Here is a 14,340-nt window from a genome sequence, read left to right on the forward strand (position 1 = left end):
TCAATCTGCTTCAAGCTCCTTCAGAAGACCTTCAATATCAAGCGGTTCCGTCACCATTTCGATCGATCCATCCTCCCTGTAATTCCACTGCTCTTTAGGTCTGTCGCGATACAGTTCGACGCCGTTTCCGTCCGGATCATTGAGATAGATCGCCTCGGAAACCCCGTGATCACTTGCACCGGAAATAGGATATTCCAGATCGATCAATCGCTTCACAATTCTGGCGAGATCTTTACGTGTTGGATAGAGAAATGCTGTGTGATAAAGTCCCGCCGCTCGCTTCTGTGCCGGTGCCCCGCCCTTGCTGTGCCAGGTATTAAGGCCGATATGGTGGTGATATCCGCCGGCAGACAAAAATGCAGCCTGATCTCCGTACATGGTGGTTAGCTCAAAACCGAGCAGATCGCGGTAGAACTTCAATGCACGCCCGAGATCGGTAACTTTCAGGTGAATATGCCCGACAGATGTACTTTCGGGAGCTTTGTAGGTTGATGGCATTGTGGATTCTGAGATTTGAGTTGCTGTTGTTTTTGAAAAATATGTAGCCCGAGACCTCCAAGGGTTTAAAACCCTTGGAGGGTTGTAGATGGTCTTTTTCGAAATATTTCAACACTTCTTATCCGGGCCGCAAACGGCTCCGTCGGTATCAGATATATTTCTAAGGTTCAACTCATCTTTCAGCTTCTCAAGAGCTTGTGTAAACACCTCAACAGGCTGAGCTCCGGAGATGGAGTATTTTTCGTTCAGAATGAAAAATGGCACTCCCTGGATACCCAGTTTCCGGGCATTTGTGATATCCTCAAGGATCTCCTTTTCGATAGAGTCACTCTGCAGCGCTTTGTGAACTTCCTCTTCATTAAGTCCCGCCTGCCTGGCCGTTTCAACAAGAAAATCATCGCTGTCGATATTTTTACCATCTATAAAGTAGCCTTTGAGTAAAAGCTCTTTCACCTCATTTTGTAGTTTGTTCTTTTTAGCGAGATGCAGCAGCCGGTGAGCTTTAAAGCTGTTTGCTGGTACGGTTTTGTCGAAATCGTATTCCAGGCCGGACTCTCTCGCCCTCTGTTCCATCTGCTTATGAATCTGCTTCGACTGCTCAAGGCTCCATCCTTTTCGCTTACCGAGCTCTTCATAAATCGTGGCATTGGGCTTGGTTTCTGCATCGGGAGCGAGTTCAAAACTGTGCCACACTACGTTAACGTTGTCCGTCAAACCGGTCTGATCAAGCGCATTTTCGAAGTTTCGTTTACCGATGTAGCAGAATGGACAGACAATATCTGACCATATATCCACAGTAAACGCTGTAGTTTTTTGATCGGGATTTAGATTCTCCAGGTTATTCATACGTACGTCCTATTTTATTGTCAACGCTCCAGCTGTTTGCATGTACATTCCAGAGCAGGAAAAAGGTGATGATCGCGTAAATTAAATTATTAGCCGTTGTAGCCGGATCGCCTGAAAGTACCGCGCCAAATGTAAGAGCGGTGATTAAGAGTCCGGTGCCTGTAAGCGTGATCATACTAAACAATCCCAGGATCAAAAAGAGTCCGAGGATCAGTTCTGCGAATGGCAGAACCCAAACAAACGGAACCAGTAAAATTTCGGGGAGCAGGCCGGCAAACCGATCCATCATAAAATCGGCAAAATTCGCGATGCCCTGGTTAAAGAATTTACTCGCTCCAAACGTAAAAAATGCTACTCCAAGAGTAATTCTTAATATGAAATATGCTATTTGCTGCGGTTTGGTAATTGGTTGATTCAATGTGTTTGAGTTTATTGTAATGTTTTGAATTAAATTCTGTATTAGTTTCGTGTCGGAAGATAAAAATATCCCCTTGAGATGCTGTGAAACAATGATTTATGATATTTTGATAACCAAAAAAATATACCGACGAGATCGCTATGTACGAAAACAATATGAATAAATATCCTCTGCGGATGTTTGCGCCCTTGCGGTAAAAAATTTAAAGGCACCTATTATTTGGCAAGGAATATTCTCATAGCACCTAATGGGGAGTTTCGAAGCAGAGTGTAGGCGAGGGATGTTCATCCCCTCGCTCTTCCGGCAGCTGTCGATACTTACTGAATTACAAACTCACCGTCTGCCTTAATTTCAACATTATTGCTAATCATGGGCGGTGGAAATCCATTCCCGAGGTTGAATTCTGATCTGTCAATGGTGCCAGAAATCTGGATACCAGCAACCGGGGCGCCATCGGCCATTGGGTTTTCAACGGTTCCGCGGTGAACCATGGTCATAGTTACTTCACGGGTTACATCCAGAAGAGTAAGGTCGCCGGTCAGTTCAAAAACGCCCTCTTCTACCGTACGGATCGAACGGCTGCTAAACGTCATCTCGGGATACTGTTCTACATGGAAAAAATCTTCACTTCGGAGGTGATCGTCACGGTCCTGCACTCGTGTATTTACAGTAGCTGTCTGGACCGTCAATTCGATTTGTGCATCACTAAAATCCTCTTCAGAGGCGGTAATGGAAACGCTGTACTCCCCAAAGTGCCCCGGAACATCCGCGATACCTAAGTGAGTTACGGTAAATCCGAGATTGGAGTGATACTGATCATGAACCCACGTATCCTGGGCGATAATCGTGAGTGGTAAAAGTAAAAATATTAAAAGTGCGGTTAGTTGCTTCATAGGTTGTTTTGGTTTTGGTTATTGATGTGTAATTAAAATTTGTGAATTGAATAAATCTCATTTTACCTCTATCAGGACGGGCTGAAACCCGGAGGCAGAGATCATGTCTCTTACAGTGTCCAGTGCTTTCTTTTGTCTGGAGTGAAGGTGAACATTATTTGTGCTGCTTTTTGCCGGAAAGAGTCCCACTACTCTGGAATTTGGGAAATAGGATTCTACCTGTTCCAGATCATCTGCACGCTCGGCCTTTAAAAGCGTAACGATGATCTTTTGTGTGGATACTTCATTTATCTTTTCTGACAGATCTTTAAGATCGATCCCGTTTTTAAGAATCAAAATTACATCTGCTTCCCAGCTTGCCTGGTGCGAACATTCCAAAAACTCAATATCAGCGCCTTCAACAGATGAACTGATCTCATCAGAAAGCCTCTCAGCCTCTTCCCTGTTCTCTTCAATAAGCAGCAATCTATAGTTATCCCTGCACAGAGCGTTGACGAAAGATCTGCCAATCCCATTGCTGCTGCCAATAATCGCTACGGTCTGTTTTGTAATAGGCATGATGGTGATTCTGATTTCCGACTAAATTTACAACCGTAAAGTAAGCCGGCCGGCGTCCCCTTCTCCTTGATATGTGATAAGAAATTCCCTTGATATATATCAAGAGCAGAGTCTCACGATAGATTATAATGTCATGTCAATGATGAGCCATACAAAGAGAATGATCCATGAATTACATATTGATCCGGTTAGAATCAATTTTTAGAAAAACTCATGCGACTTCAGAATCAATTTTCGATTTGGCTTTCGGCTCTAAGTTGATGTTCAACCTTTGATATAAATTTCGATTTCTTGATTTTATCATTATTAATTTTGAGATAACATAAATAAAATAATGGAAGAAGCAAGGATAACCTCGAGAGCGGTGGTACAAGTAGAACAAGATGAATAAAATACTATTAGCTGGTTCAACGGGATATTTAGGAAGTTTCATACTTAAAGAACTTTTGAACAGAGGGTATGCAACACGAACAATTACACGCAATGAAAAGAAATTGCCGAAACCTGTTACTGAAAATAACCGATTGGAAATTGTAAAAGCCGAATTAACGGTTCCAAAATCGATTAAAAACTGTTGTCGAAATGTAGATACGGTTATTTCAACAGTTGGTATTACCAATCAAAAAGACGGGTTAACCTATATGGATGTTGATTACCAGGCAAACCTAAACTTACTTGAAGAAGCAAAACGCAGCGGGGTAAAAAAATTTATATATGTATCCGTTTTAAAGGGAGATCAATTAACACACCTTAAAATCTGCGAAGCTAAAGAAAAATTCGTTTCGGCAGTAAGAAATTCCGGATTGGATTACTGTATCATTCGCCCAAACGGATTTTTCTCTGATATGGGGGAATTTTATGAAATGGCCAAAAAAGGAAGAGTTTATTTGTTTGGAAACGGTGAGTACAAAGCAAATCCAATCCACGGGGCTGACCTTGCTGAAATTTGCGTAAATGCCATACAATCTACTGATAAAGAAATTTCCGTTGGCGGACCACAAACATTAACCCACAACCAAATTGCTAAGATTGCTTTTTCAGTCGCCAGCAAGAAGCCTAAAATCACTTACATTCCTGACGGGATAAGAAAAGCCGTTTTGTTTTTATTGAGAAGCTTCACAAATAGCAAAATTTATGGCCCGATTGAGTTTTTTATGACTGTTTTATCAATGGACTTAATTGCACCTGAATATGGAACCCGTACGTTGAAAAAATATTTTGAAGAACTAAAATCGGCACACAATCAAACAGATAGTACCGATCAAATTTGAGCTAAGTGCGCTTCTTGGTATAGATGCTTCTTCATGGTTTTTTATTCAACTATTCACCCAGGTTTGAAGAAAATACTTTAGCTTATTTTTCAAAATATCCTTTGGCGTATCTCTCCATTTGGATAAAAAATCTGTTAACTGACAATCAACTTTTAAAAATAGCTACACAATAATGGCAAACAAGTACTTACTGCACGGAAAACTATCTGCAAAACCAGGGCATCGGGATGAACTTACAAATATCTTATTAGACGCATCCAAACTTGTATCCACCGCAAAAGGCTGTAAACTTTATGTGATTGGGACGGACCAAAATTATCCAGACACTGTATTTGTAACTGAGATTTGGGATACGAAGGAAGACCACGAGAATTCACTCCATGTTGAAGGAGTTAAAGAACTCATCATGAAAGTAATGCCTATTTTGGACGTTCAACCAAGGAAAGGCCAGGAACTTGAAATATTGGGTGGTGCAGGAATATAAAAAATGCCCGCCGAATTTATCGATCAAAATTTCCACGCACTCTGCTCAGTGTCTCCGGAGTTATGCCCAGGTAAGACGCCACCAGGTTTAACGGCACACGATTTATAAATTCAGGATTTTGATCTATCAGGTAGGCATACTTTTCTTCAGCGGTAAGACCCAACGCATTTTCCACACGCTGCTGGATGGCTATATATGCATTCTGAACAATAATCCGATGATAGCGTTCATACGCTGGTATCTCTTCAATTAACTTTTCATGATTATCTTTATCAAGTACCAGAAGCTCACTGTCTTCAAGTACCTCGATATTTAATCGTGTTGGTTTACCGGTGAAAAAGCTTTGCAGGTTTGCCATCCACCACCCATCAAATGCAAATCGAATTACATGTTTATTGCCTGATGAATCAACGTTATAGGAATACAGTGCCCCTTTTTCCACAAAAGTCAGCTCTCTGCAAACATCTCCCTCCTGAAGCAGAAATTGTCTTTTCAGCATCCGTTTTGGACGGAAACTGTTTTTGCACAGCCCCCACTCATCATCGGATAGTGAAACGTGTTCATGAATGCTTTTATAGAGTTGATCAAACATAGGTTGTTCAGATTTAGCTTTGCTGCTGAGCGAACCCAAGGTAGAAGTTCTGAAAACGATATTCTACAGATAAATTTTCTTCAGGTATGGCGGCTTCAACTGAGACCTCCAAGGTTTTTGAAACCTTGGAGGTCTATATCAGCGCCTCTAACCCTCCAAGGGTTCGAAACCCTTGGAGGGTTGGTTGTTAGTAGCTCATTCTTAATCCAGCGTTACAAAAACAGATGTACGCGCTGCATTATTTACAGCCCTGCTTTTATGTCCGCGGCCGTTTACATCTTCAACCAGCAATATATCACCTGTTGAAAAACGCCGTACGGTTCCATCCCCTACTTCCACATCCACCGCTCCATCAAGCATGATGATATACTGACGCTCCGGTGCGTTGTGCCAGTCGTAATCGTAATCCGGTTCGGTTCTTCGAAAGATGATACCGGTTGCGTTTACCTTTTCAGAGAGCTGACCAATTTCACCGGCACTTTTAAGTTCTATTTCAATATCCTCAAAGTGAGATTCATTATCAGTGCCGGTGTAAAGACGGGTAATTTTCATTTTATAAAGTAGGTTTCAATAAGGAGAGACCTCCAGGGTTTTCAAAACCTGGAGGTCTTGTTTATTATGAATAACAATACTCAAACATCAATCTCAGGCAATCGCTGTTCGATCTGTTCACGTTTCGATTCAAGCCATGGGGGAAGAATCAGCTTTTGACCAAGCTTATCGGGATCCTCATCCACATCATAGCCCGGGCCGTCGGTTGCAATTTCAAAAAGAACTCCGCCCGGAGATCTGAAATAGACCGAGTGGAACCAATGGCGATCAATTACCTGGGATGGGTTCAGCCCCATATCAATTACTTTCCCGCGCAAACTTTTCAGCTCTTCATCATCTTCAGCCCGAAAAGCGACATGGTGAATAATTCCACGGCCATTGGCCGACGGTTTAGACTCCCCTTTTACGATGATGACAGATCCGCCAATAGGAGCATCCGTCGTGTAATGCCATGCATTATCTTTTTGATCGGTTTCCTCAAACTGAAAGAGGTTTTTCAGCACATCGGCCGTAGCCTGATGCTCATTCAATCGAAGAGTAGTTCCCCGGAATCCCCGGATGCCGTTTTCTGCTGGAACCGTTCCTTTGTCCCAGCCCGGCAACTCGTCAACCTTCTCGTCAAAAACAAGCTCCAGCTTCATCAGGTCGGGATCTTTAAAACCGATCGCCTGCTGACCAAACCGGTCATAGGGACCATCAAAATCGATCCCCACTTCACCAAAACGTTCCACCCAATAGTCCATTGAGCCGGATGGGACAGCAAGTGCAACTTTCACAGCTTCGCCCAGACCGGGTTTACCTTGTTGCGCCATCGGCCAGGGAAAGAATGTTAAACCAGAACCCGGTGACCCTTCTGCATTTCCATAAAACAGATGATAAGTACCCGGGTCATCCTGGTTGACAGATTTTTTTACTAATCGCATTCCCAGTGATTTCACATAGAATTCCGCATTGCGTCTGGCATCGCCGGAAAGTGCTGTAATGTGATGTATTCCTTTTTGATGTTTTGTCATGATTATGTAATTATAATTCAATGTTGAACTTTTCTATATCAATTTAAAAACTTTGTTGACTTCTGCAATTGATATTTATCAAGAACTGACCCCGATTCAAAAAAACAATGCTCATTTTGTAATTAACAAATACAAAGATAACTTATATTTCATGTGAGGAATAATTCAGGTAAACTCACTGATTTGCCCTCTTAAAATGTCTCACATGAATTTATAGAGGGTAGTGATACTTTAAACATGAATCTGTAATTTTTTAACTTTATGGACATTCAACACAAAAGTGGTGAGACAAAAGGAGAGTTTTATATAGAAAAAAGTGGTGCTGTTAAAGGTAAAATCACCTACTCAAAACTGGGTAATACTCAATTAATCATAGATCATACTGAAGTAGCCGATGATTTACGAGGTGAGGATATGGGAAGAACGCTGGTTGAACACGCAGTGAATTATGCCCGGAGAAACAATCTGAAAATTATACCACTTTGCCCGTTTGCCAAATCCATTATAGAACGGGATAAGTCGCTCCAGGATGTGCTCAGGAAATGATACTCTTCAGGCGAAACCGAACAAAGGTGAACGGTCACCTATAAAATTGTGTCAGTTAGATTTTAAAAAAGCGAATTGATTCATCTGTCAATCACTGCTAACTTTTTCCTTGTTTGAATAATTTTTGACAACATAATCGTCCAGTATTTTTCTGAATTCTGCCCCGATCCCCTCTCCTCTCAGTGTTGTAAAGTGTTCGCCATCCACATAAACGGGAGCTTTTGGTTCTTCAAAAGTACCGGGTAGTGAGATGCCAATATTGGCGTGTCGGGACTCACCGGGACCGTTTACAACGCACCCCATCACAGCAACGTCCATCTCTTCAACGCCGGGATAAACCTCTCTCCAAACCGGCATCGATTCAACGACATACGTCTGAATTTCATCGGCAAGCTCCTGGAAATAGGTGCTTTTCGTACGGCCACATCCCGGACAGGAAGTCACCTGCGGAATAAAACTGCGAATGCCGATTGATTGAAGAATCTGCTGACAAATTCTCACCTCTTCAGCCCGGTCAGCTCCCGGCATGGGTGTGAGTGAAACCCGGATTGTATCGCCAATCCCTTTTTGGAGCAAAACAGAAAGAGCTACGGAACTTGCGACCGTCCCCTTCATTCCCATTCCCGCCTCCGTAAGGCCGAGATGAAGCGCATAAGGCAGATCCGCGGCAATACGCTGATACACATTAATCAGGTCCTGAACGCCGCTCATTTTGCAGCTCACAATGATTTTATCAGGTGCGAGTCCCACATCCTCAGCGAGCGCTGTTGACCGCCGGGCGCTCTCAACCATAGTATCAAGCATGACTTCTTTTGAGGATTTCGGATTTTCCCGTTCATTGTTCTCGTCCATATACAGAGCAAGGAGCTGTTGATCCAGCGATCCCCAGTTCACGCCAATCCGAACCGGCTTATCATACTTGATTGCCTGTTCAACAATCGTACAGAAGTTTTTGTCGCGTGTTTTCGTACCGGTATTTCCAGGATTGATGCGGAATTTGGCCAGTGATTTTGCCATCTCCGGGTAAGCAGGGAGAAGTTTATGACCATTGTAATGAAAATCTCCGATGATGGGTACGTTCACTCCGCGATTCAGTAATTTCTCTTTGATGTACGGAACCGCTTTGGCGGCGGCATCATTGTTTACTGTAATTCTAACGAGTTCTGATCCGCACTTGTGGAGGTGATCAACCTGGTCTACGGTTTCATCAATATCGGCCGTATCCGTGTTCGTCATCGACTGAACTACAATTGGATGGTCTCCTCCTACATATACACCACCAACATTTACTGCGATTGAATCTCTTCTGTCAATTGGGTTCATAAATCATTCGTTATTCAAAACATTAGCAATCAGTATGAAAGATAAAATCGTAAACTTTACAATTCACCCACAGAAACTCATTGTTATGATAATTCATTCAGTGGATCTGAAAACAACTATTTCGTATTCATATAATTTCCATTGATGGAATGGCTCAATTTTTCTTACTCAGATCAAATAGTTTTTTCTTCTCTTCAGCGGTCAGCCCGTCGTACCCTTTTTTCGATATCTTTTCCAGTATCTCATCCAGTTCATCCACATCCTGCTCCTCCATAATTTCTACATCGGAGACAGCATACATATCGGAGCGTTTCGGTTTCTTCTTTTTCTTTTTGGACCCACCTTTGCCTTTAAAGATTTGTTCAATAGGCCGAACGAGAGAACTCAGATCATATCCCTGATAATGCATTTTGGTGAGCAGAAAACCCGTACCGGCTCCTCCAAGGTGTACCAGGCGCGCAACATTATCCCCGGATCCAAGAAGCAGAAAATCGAGTGCAATCCAGCCGGCAACAAAAAACCTGGCTTGTATCGGTGGCAGGAACAGGAGCATTATTGGTGCGGTTGGAAACAGGTAAGCAAAAGCCACCATGATGCCAAGTACGGCCCCGGAAGCTCCAATCACAAAATTAGCTCCGAAAACTGATGCATAAGCCACCTGCAGCAAAGCACCTCCGATTCCTGCACCAAAAAAGATCACGGAAAAGGTTCTTGGTCCGATGGATTCTTCCACCATACGCCCCATCCACCAAAGCCAGAGCATATTAAAGATCAGGTGAAAACCGCCACCATGGAGAAACATATAGGTTATGATTCTCCAGGGCTGCGTAAGAGCGGTAAACGGGTCCGGATTAAAGGCAAACAGAGAAAGCAGCGGTTCACTGATCCATGAACCTAACAGGGCCATCAGCACAAATATCACAACATTGATCGCGATAATTGTACGGATTACCGGGGGCATGCTCAGGAAGCCCCGCTTAAATGCATTCCAAAAAGAATCTTGCTGGTATACCGACATAATGTATTAACTCTGTCTTTCGCCTTTTAAACCCCAGTATTTAATCAGAATAAATCCTACAACCATTCCGCCCAAGTGAGCAAAGTGGGCAATACCGCTGCCCGGGCGCATCACTCCGCTAAAGAGCTCAATCACACCAAATATAGCAACAAAATATTTCGCCTTAATCGGAATCGGCGGAATCAGTAACACAATGTAGCGATTGGGAAACATCATCCCGAAAGCCAGCAGAATACCGAACACCGCACCCGAAGCACCAACTGTTGGAGCCCCACCGCCGCCTATAAACATATGGATGATGGCTGCGCCGATACCGGTCAGAAAATAGTAGACCGTGAAACGTTTGGTTCCCCAAAAATTTTCAATCGCCTGCCCGAAGATCCAGAGTGCAAAAAGATTAAAAAATATGTGTCCCAGGCCACCATGCAGAAACATATAGGTGACCAGCTGCCACGGTTCAAAAAAGGAATCACCAAGAGGCCAAAGTGCCCCGTAGCGAAAAATATAATCACCGATTCCCGGTGTTGTTAACGCCAAAAAACAAAGTGCATTTACAATCAGCAGATGTTTAACTGCGGGGGGAAATACTGAAAATTGAGAATTAGGAGAAAAACTATTGTCTTGGAAATTCAACGAATCTAATTGTTTTAAAATGTTTAATGAGCCTGAAATATACGTTTATTCCGCTTAAAGTTACGCCCGGAATTCCCTGCCCCGGGAAGACAGTATCTCCGGTTAGGTAAAACCCTTCAAACGGTGTTTCTGCAGATGTCCAGTCGAGCAACGAACGGCTCATATGTTGTGGTATTCCTCCAACCCTGCCTTTTTTTCGATACACCCAGTTATTCCAGGTAACCGGTGTTGATGAAAATACAACGTTTATATCTCGTTTGTTGAAACCCGGCACCCGGGCGGACAGCAGATCAATAATTTGTTCCTGAACCTTCATCTTTGTCTGATCATATTCTCCGTTCAGGTTAAACCAGTATTCCGGTTCAACATGAGCTGAGACATTCATAGTTCTCATTTGATCAGGTGATCGCACAGGGTCATTCGGATGCGACAAAGATACAAAGATTGAACCGGAATGCAGTCCTTCAATTTTTTGGTCAGGCTTGAGATGGATCTGGTGGTGAAGGGGAACATCATCGGGAATTCGATTTTTAAATGCGATCCCCATCGTAAATGCGCCCCAGGCGTGTTTATATTTCGCTGCCTCTTTTCTGAAATAGGTTGCCATTTCACCATGTGTGATCTCTTCGAGGTTCCAGACCGGCAGATTTGAGATGACCGTTTTGGCTTGATACTGGTTCTTAACACCATTTTTCTTCCCGGTTGTAACAATAAATCGCTCCCCTTTTCGATCCACATTAATAACAGCTTCTTTGGTTTTCGTGGTTCCGCCATGGTGTTCAATAAAATCGCGGAGTGTGTGTACCATTGTTATCAGCCCACCCGGCACGTAGTAATTGGTAGAGTTGGTATATGTAATTGCCGGTGCGCCAAACAGAAAAGCGGTCTGATCTGATGGTGCCTGAGCAGAAATCATGAGCTGTTCATCCAGAAATTTAAAGAATTCGGGATTCGTGATGCCACGGTTTGATGCTACATTTTTCACTGATTTAGAAGCGTAAGGCAGAACCCACACGTCAGTCGGATCATTTTTTAGCAGCGCCGCCCATTCCATCAATTTTTGAGGAGGGAAAAACGGATTTCGCCCTGAGACTTTCCAAACAACATCTGCTACTGAAAAAGATAATTCCCAGAACGATTTTTGAGAGGCCTCTTCACCGAACTGTTGTACCGCTTCTTCTATCCAATTGTCGCGATCTCTCCACCGGGTAATCGTTCTTTCACCCATTTGTACCTGCATGGATGGTTCGAGAGGAATTTTGGGAATCGTAACCCCAAGTTTATCTTCTAAAATTCGCATCGGCTGATGTTGATCAAACCCGATTAGAGTGGTCGCACCGGACTCGAATGTAAATCCCTTGCGCGTGTATGATGAGCTGCAACCTCCAAGGGCGTGCGCTGCTTCGAGAACTAATACACTGTATCCGTCGGCTGCGAGTAAAGATGCGGCACTCATCCCTCCCATTCCGGAACCGATGATAATGGCATCGTAAATGAATTCATTTTCTTTCATACGGATATGAACACCTTTCGAATGCCACCCTGTTCCGCAAAAATAAAATATCAGGTCCGAATCTTCAGGCAGGAACTGCAGTACTAAAATCTAACCCGGCCAAAACGGGTTGTTGAACTTTTTCATCACTCTCAATTAATCCGTCCCGTAAACGGATTATTCGGCGCGCATGATCCGCTATCTCCTGTTCGTGTGTTACCACGATGATGGTATTACCTCCACGATAGAGCTCCTCAAAAAGCCTCATGATCTCTTCGCCGGTTTTTGTATCGAGATTACCTGTCGGCTCATCAGCAAGCAGTATGGATGGATTATTGACGAGCGCCCGGGCAATGGCTACTCTCTGTCGTTGCCCCCCGGAGAGTTCATTTGGTTTGTGATCCATTCGATCACCAAGCCCGACTTTAGTCAGTGTATCTGCCGCGCGCTTTTTTCTTTCAGATGTTTTTACACCTGCATAAATCAGCGGAAGCTCTACATTACTCAGGCAATCAGTTCTTGGAAGAAGGTTAAACGTTTGGAACACAAATCCGATTTCACGGTTTCGTGCCTCAGCAAGTTCACTGTCATCAAGCTGGCTTACATCGTGACCGTTTAGAATGTATGTGCCGGATGATGGCGTATCGAGACAGCCGATCATATTCATCAGAGTAGATTTCCCTGAACCGGACGGCCCCATGATTGCGATGTATTCATTTGAATTAACATCAAATGATACACCATTGAGAGCATGAACAAGCATGCTTCCCATTTTGTAAATCTTTTTCAGATCCCGTATTTCAATTACCGCATCACTCATAATTATCTCCTGCTAATTTGAAGCCAGCTGTTGACTATTTGTCACCCGAATGGCATCACCATTATTCAAGTCTCTGGAAAGAACCCGGTAACTGCCTGTAATCACTTCATCACCGGCACGTACACCATTCAAAATCTGTATGTGGGTGTTATCACTGATCCCGGTTTCCACTTCAACTCGCTTTGCAACTCCGTTGTCATTAAGGAATACAACTCTTCTGAAATCCTCATCGCTACCCGAAGAGCGTTTTTGTTCTGTTGTTTCCGATCCAGTGGTATCAGAATCTGCAGACTCACCGGCAAAATCGCGAACCGTTACGGCTTGTATCGGCACAGCTACCACGTCTACAGCTGTATTTGTTCGAATATCAACCGTACCTGACATGCCAGGCTTGAAAATCGGGGACGGAGGCCCGGCCGGTGATTCCTGATCAGAAACCTGTACAATTTGTGCTTCCGGACCCGCATTCAGATTATGCGGAGTTGTGATTCGTATCTTCACTTTGTAATTGGTAATCTGTTCAGCAGAACCTGTTCCGGTGATATCTGCAGAGTTTGCGATTTCTGTTACCCTTCCCAAAAAGGAGCGGTTTGGGTATGCGTCTACTTCAATATCGGTTGTATCATCCACCGATACATTTACGATATCATTCTCATTCACCTCGACTTCCACTTCCATCTGATTCAGCCGTGCAATTCTCATCATCTCTGTTCCGGCTGTCTGGGCATTTCCCAACACCCTTTCACCACGTTCAATATTCAATCTGCTGATGGTTCCATCTTTCGGGGATCGGATAACCGTTTGCTGGAGTTCCTCCTCAGCCCTGCGAAGCTGCGCTCTTGCACTTTCAATCTGATATTCTGCAGCTTTGAAATTCGATTTTTGAGATTCGAAATTATTTTCACTTTGCATGAATTCCAGCTCAGATATCAGATCCCGGTCGTACAATTGTTTATTTTTCTGATACTCAATTTCAGCCTGTAATTTTGTGGACCGGGCCTGCTCCATACGAGACTGCTGTGTTAAAAGCATAGCATTGAGTTCATCAATCCGCGCCTGGTAAATGTCCGGTTTGATTCGGAGCAACAGATCGCCTTCCCGTACAAAATCTCCTTCCCGGACATTCAATTCAATTACCTCACCCGATACATCCGGACGAATAATCACTTCCACTTCCGGCTGTATTCGGCCTGACGCTGAAACAATTTGGGTAATGGTTCGCAACTCAGCTTCGGCAGAGGTAACAGATTTTTCGTTTTCTCCGCCGTCCATCCAACCCATAAGGTTGGCAAGTACACCGCCTGCTATGATCAGAACCACAAGGATTCCAAGTATTTTAAGTAACTTTTTTGTAGCTGATTGTTGCTTTCCCATCTTTCGTAC

Annotated in this window: 17 protein-coding genes; 3 read left to right on the plus strand and 14 right to left on the minus strand. The window is 43.6% G+C overall.

Going from position 1 to position 14,340, the window contains the following annotated elements:
- The 5 genes from DYD21_RS06450 to DYD21_RS06470 form a co-directional block, all read right to left on the minus strand.
- Complete coding sequence (locus tag DYD21_RS06450; protein WP_116034292.1) at nt 1–498, minus strand: VOC family protein; 498 nt, start codon at nt 496–498, stop codon at nt 1–3.
- Nucleotides 499–606: 108 nt separating this feature from the next.
- The gene (locus tag DYD21_RS06455; protein ID WP_116034295.1) at nt 607–1,344 is read right to left on the minus strand and encodes a DsbA family protein; all 738 of its coding nucleotides are present in this window, start codon (nt 1,342–1,344) and stop codon (nt 607–609) included.
- A complete protein-coding gene (locus tag DYD21_RS06460) occupies nt 1,337–1,762 on the minus strand; it encodes a MauE/DoxX family redox-associated membrane protein (RefSeq protein WP_158551440.1) in 426 nt (141 codons plus the stop codon). Before DYD21_RS06460 ends, DYD21_RS06455 begins: the two co-directional genes overlap by 8 nt.
- Before the next feature lie 317 nt (nt 1,763–2,079).
- Nucleotides 2,080–2,655, minus strand: coding sequence for a YceI family protein (locus tag DYD21_RS06465; protein ID WP_116034300.1), 576 nt, complete (start codon nt 2,653–2,655; stop codon nt 2,080–2,082).
- Between the two features lie 57 nt (nt 2,656–2,712).
- A complete protein-coding gene (locus tag DYD21_RS06470; RefSeq protein WP_116034303.1) occupies nt 2,713–3,213 on the minus strand; it encodes a hypothetical protein in 501 nt (166 codons plus the stop codon).
- A gap of 383 nt (nt 3,214–3,596) precedes the next feature.
- Between DYD21_RS06470 and DYD21_RS06475 the strand changes: the two genes are divergently transcribed.
- Both DYD21_RS06475 and DYD21_RS06480 read left to right on the plus strand, forming a co-directional pair.
- Nucleotides 3,597–4,484 (plus strand): SDR family oxidoreductase, encoded by an 888-nt coding sequence (locus DYD21_RS06475; protein WP_116034305.1) that lies wholly within the window; start codon nt 3,597–3,599, stop codon nt 4,482–4,484.
- Nucleotides 4,485–4,656: 172 nt separating this feature from the next.
- Nucleotides 4,657–4,968: a putative quinol monooxygenase gene (locus DYD21_RS06480; RefSeq protein ID WP_116034308.1), complete on the plus strand. Its 312-nt coding sequence runs from the start codon at nt 4,657–4,659 to the stop codon at nt 4,966–4,968.
- Nucleotides 4,969–4,984: 16 nt separating this feature from the next.
- On the opposite strand, the gene DYD21_RS06485 is transcribed toward DYD21_RS06480, so the two are convergent.
- The 3 genes from DYD21_RS06485 to DYD21_RS06495 form a co-directional block, all read right to left on the minus strand.
- A complete protein-coding gene (locus DYD21_RS06485) occupies nt 4,985–5,560 on the minus strand; it encodes a Crp/Fnr family transcriptional regulator (RefSeq protein ID WP_116034312.1) in 576 nt (191 codons plus the stop codon).
- A gap of 201 nt (nt 5,561–5,761) precedes the next feature.
- Nucleotides 5,762–6,112: a hypothetical protein gene (locus DYD21_RS06490; protein WP_116034314.1), complete on the minus strand. Its 351-nt coding sequence runs from the start codon at nt 6,110–6,112 to the stop codon at nt 5,762–5,764.
- 80 nt (nt 6,113–6,192) lie between these two features.
- A complete protein-coding gene (locus DYD21_RS06495) occupies nt 6,193–7,125 on the minus strand; it encodes a ring-cleaving dioxygenase (RefSeq protein WP_116034316.1) in 933 nt (310 codons plus the stop codon).
- Nucleotides 7,126–7,386: 261 nt separating this feature from the next.
- Here DYD21_RS06495 and DYD21_RS06500 point away from each other — a divergent pair, with 261 nt between their 5' ends.
- Nucleotides 7,387–7,671: a GNAT family N-acetyltransferase gene (locus DYD21_RS06500; protein WP_116034319.1), complete on the plus strand. Its 285-nt coding sequence runs from the start codon at nt 7,387–7,389 to the stop codon at nt 7,669–7,671.
- A gap of 87 nt (nt 7,672–7,758) precedes the next feature.
- On the opposite strand, the gene ispG is transcribed toward DYD21_RS06500, so the two are convergent.
- The 6 genes from ispG to DYD21_RS06530 form a co-directional block, all read right to left on the minus strand.
- On the minus strand, nt 7,759–8,994 hold the full coding sequence (gene ispG, locus DYD21_RS06505; protein WP_116034321.1) for a flavodoxin-dependent (E)-4-hydroxy-3-methylbut-2-enyl-diphosphate synthase: 1,236 nt from the start codon (nt 8,992–8,994) through the stop codon (nt 7,759–7,761).
- Between the two features lie 154 nt (nt 8,995–9,148).
- Nucleotides 9,149–10,012, minus strand: a complete 864-nt coding sequence (locus DYD21_RS06510; protein ID WP_116034324.1) for a rhomboid family intramembrane serine protease — start codon at nt 10,010–10,012, stop codon at nt 9,149–9,151.
- A 6-nt stretch (nt 10,013–10,018) separates the two neighbouring features.
- Nucleotides 10,019–10,549, minus strand: coding sequence for a rhomboid family intramembrane serine protease (locus DYD21_RS06515; protein ID WP_233505485.1), 531 nt, complete (start codon nt 10,547–10,549; stop codon nt 10,019–10,021).
- A 76-nt stretch (nt 10,550–10,625) separates the two neighbouring features.
- Nucleotides 10,626–12,158 (minus strand): NAD(P)/FAD-dependent oxidoreductase, encoded by a 1,533-nt coding sequence (locus DYD21_RS06520; protein WP_116034330.1) that lies wholly within the window; start codon nt 12,156–12,158, stop codon nt 10,626–10,628.
- A gap of 64 nt (nt 12,159–12,222) precedes the next feature.
- The gene (locus DYD21_RS06525) at nt 12,223–12,957 is read right to left on the minus strand and encodes an ABC transporter ATP-binding protein (protein ID WP_116034333.1); all 735 of its coding nucleotides are present in this window, start codon (nt 12,955–12,957) and stop codon (nt 12,223–12,225) included.
- Between the two features lie 12 nt (nt 12,958–12,969).
- A complete protein-coding gene (locus DYD21_RS06530) occupies nt 12,970–14,331 on the minus strand; it encodes an efflux RND transporter periplasmic adaptor subunit (protein ID WP_116034335.1) in 1,362 nt (453 codons plus the stop codon).
- Nucleotides 14,332–14,340 lie beyond the last annotated feature (9 nt).

Source organism: Rhodohalobacter sp. SW132, from assembly GCF_003390325.1.
Lineage (GTDB): Bacteria > Bacteroidota > Rhodothermia > Balneolales > Balneolaceae > SW132.

Bases quoted from the DNA above. Each gene is read 5' to 3' on its own strand.
- DYD21_RS06530 (WP_116034335.1), bottom strand. From the start codon at position 14,331: ATGGGAAAGCAACAATCAGCTACAAAAAAGTTACTTAAAATACTTGGA.
- DYD21_RS06495 (WP_116034316.1), bottom strand. From the start codon at position 7,125: ATGACAAAACATCAAAAAGGAATACATCACATTACAGCACTTTCCGGC.
- DYD21_RS06450 (WP_116034292.1), bottom strand. From the start codon at position 498: ATGCCATCAACCTACAAAGCTCCCGAAAGTACATCTGTCGGGCATATT.
- DYD21_RS06455 (WP_116034295.1), bottom strand. From the start codon at position 1,344: ATGAATAACCTGGAGAATCTAAATCCCGATCAAAAAACTACAGCGTTT.
- DYD21_RS06520 (WP_116034330.1), bottom strand. From the start codon at position 12,158: ATGAAAGAAAATGAATTCATTTACGATGCCATTATCATCGGTTCCGGA.
- DYD21_RS06480 (WP_116034308.1), top strand. From the start codon at position 4,657: ATGGCAAACAAGTACTTACTGCACGGAAAACTATCTGCAAAACCAGGG.
- DYD21_RS06490 (WP_116034314.1), bottom strand. From the start codon at position 6,112: ATGAAAATTACCCGTCTTTACACCGGCACTGATAATGAATCTCACTTT.
- DYD21_RS06525 (WP_116034333.1), bottom strand. From the start codon at position 12,957: ATGAGTGATGCGGTAATTGAAATACGGGATCTGAAAAAGATTTACAAA.
- DYD21_RS06485 (WP_116034312.1), bottom strand. From the start codon at position 5,560: ATGTTTGATCAACTCTATAAAAGCATTCATGAACACGTTTCACTATCC.
- DYD21_RS06500 (WP_116034319.1), top strand. From the start codon at position 7,387: ATGGACATTCAACACAAAAGTGGTGAGACAAAAGGAGAGTTTTATATA.
- DYD21_RS06510 (WP_116034324.1), bottom strand. From the start codon at position 10,012: ATGTCGGTATACCAGCAAGATTCTTTTTGGAATGCATTTAAGCGGGGC.
- ispG (WP_116034321.1), bottom strand. From the start codon at position 8,994: ATGAACCCAATTGACAGAAGAGATTCAATCGCAGTAAATGTTGGTGGT.
- DYD21_RS06470 (WP_116034303.1), bottom strand. From the start codon at position 3,213: ATGCCTATTACAAAACAGACCGTAGCGATTATTGGCAGCAGCAATGGG.
- DYD21_RS06465 (WP_116034300.1), bottom strand. From the start codon at position 2,655: ATGAAGCAACTAACCGCACTTTTAATATTTTTACTTTTACCACTCACG.
- DYD21_RS06475 (WP_116034305.1), top strand. From the start codon at position 3,597: ATGAATAAAATACTATTAGCTGGTTCAACGGGATATTTAGGAAGTTTC.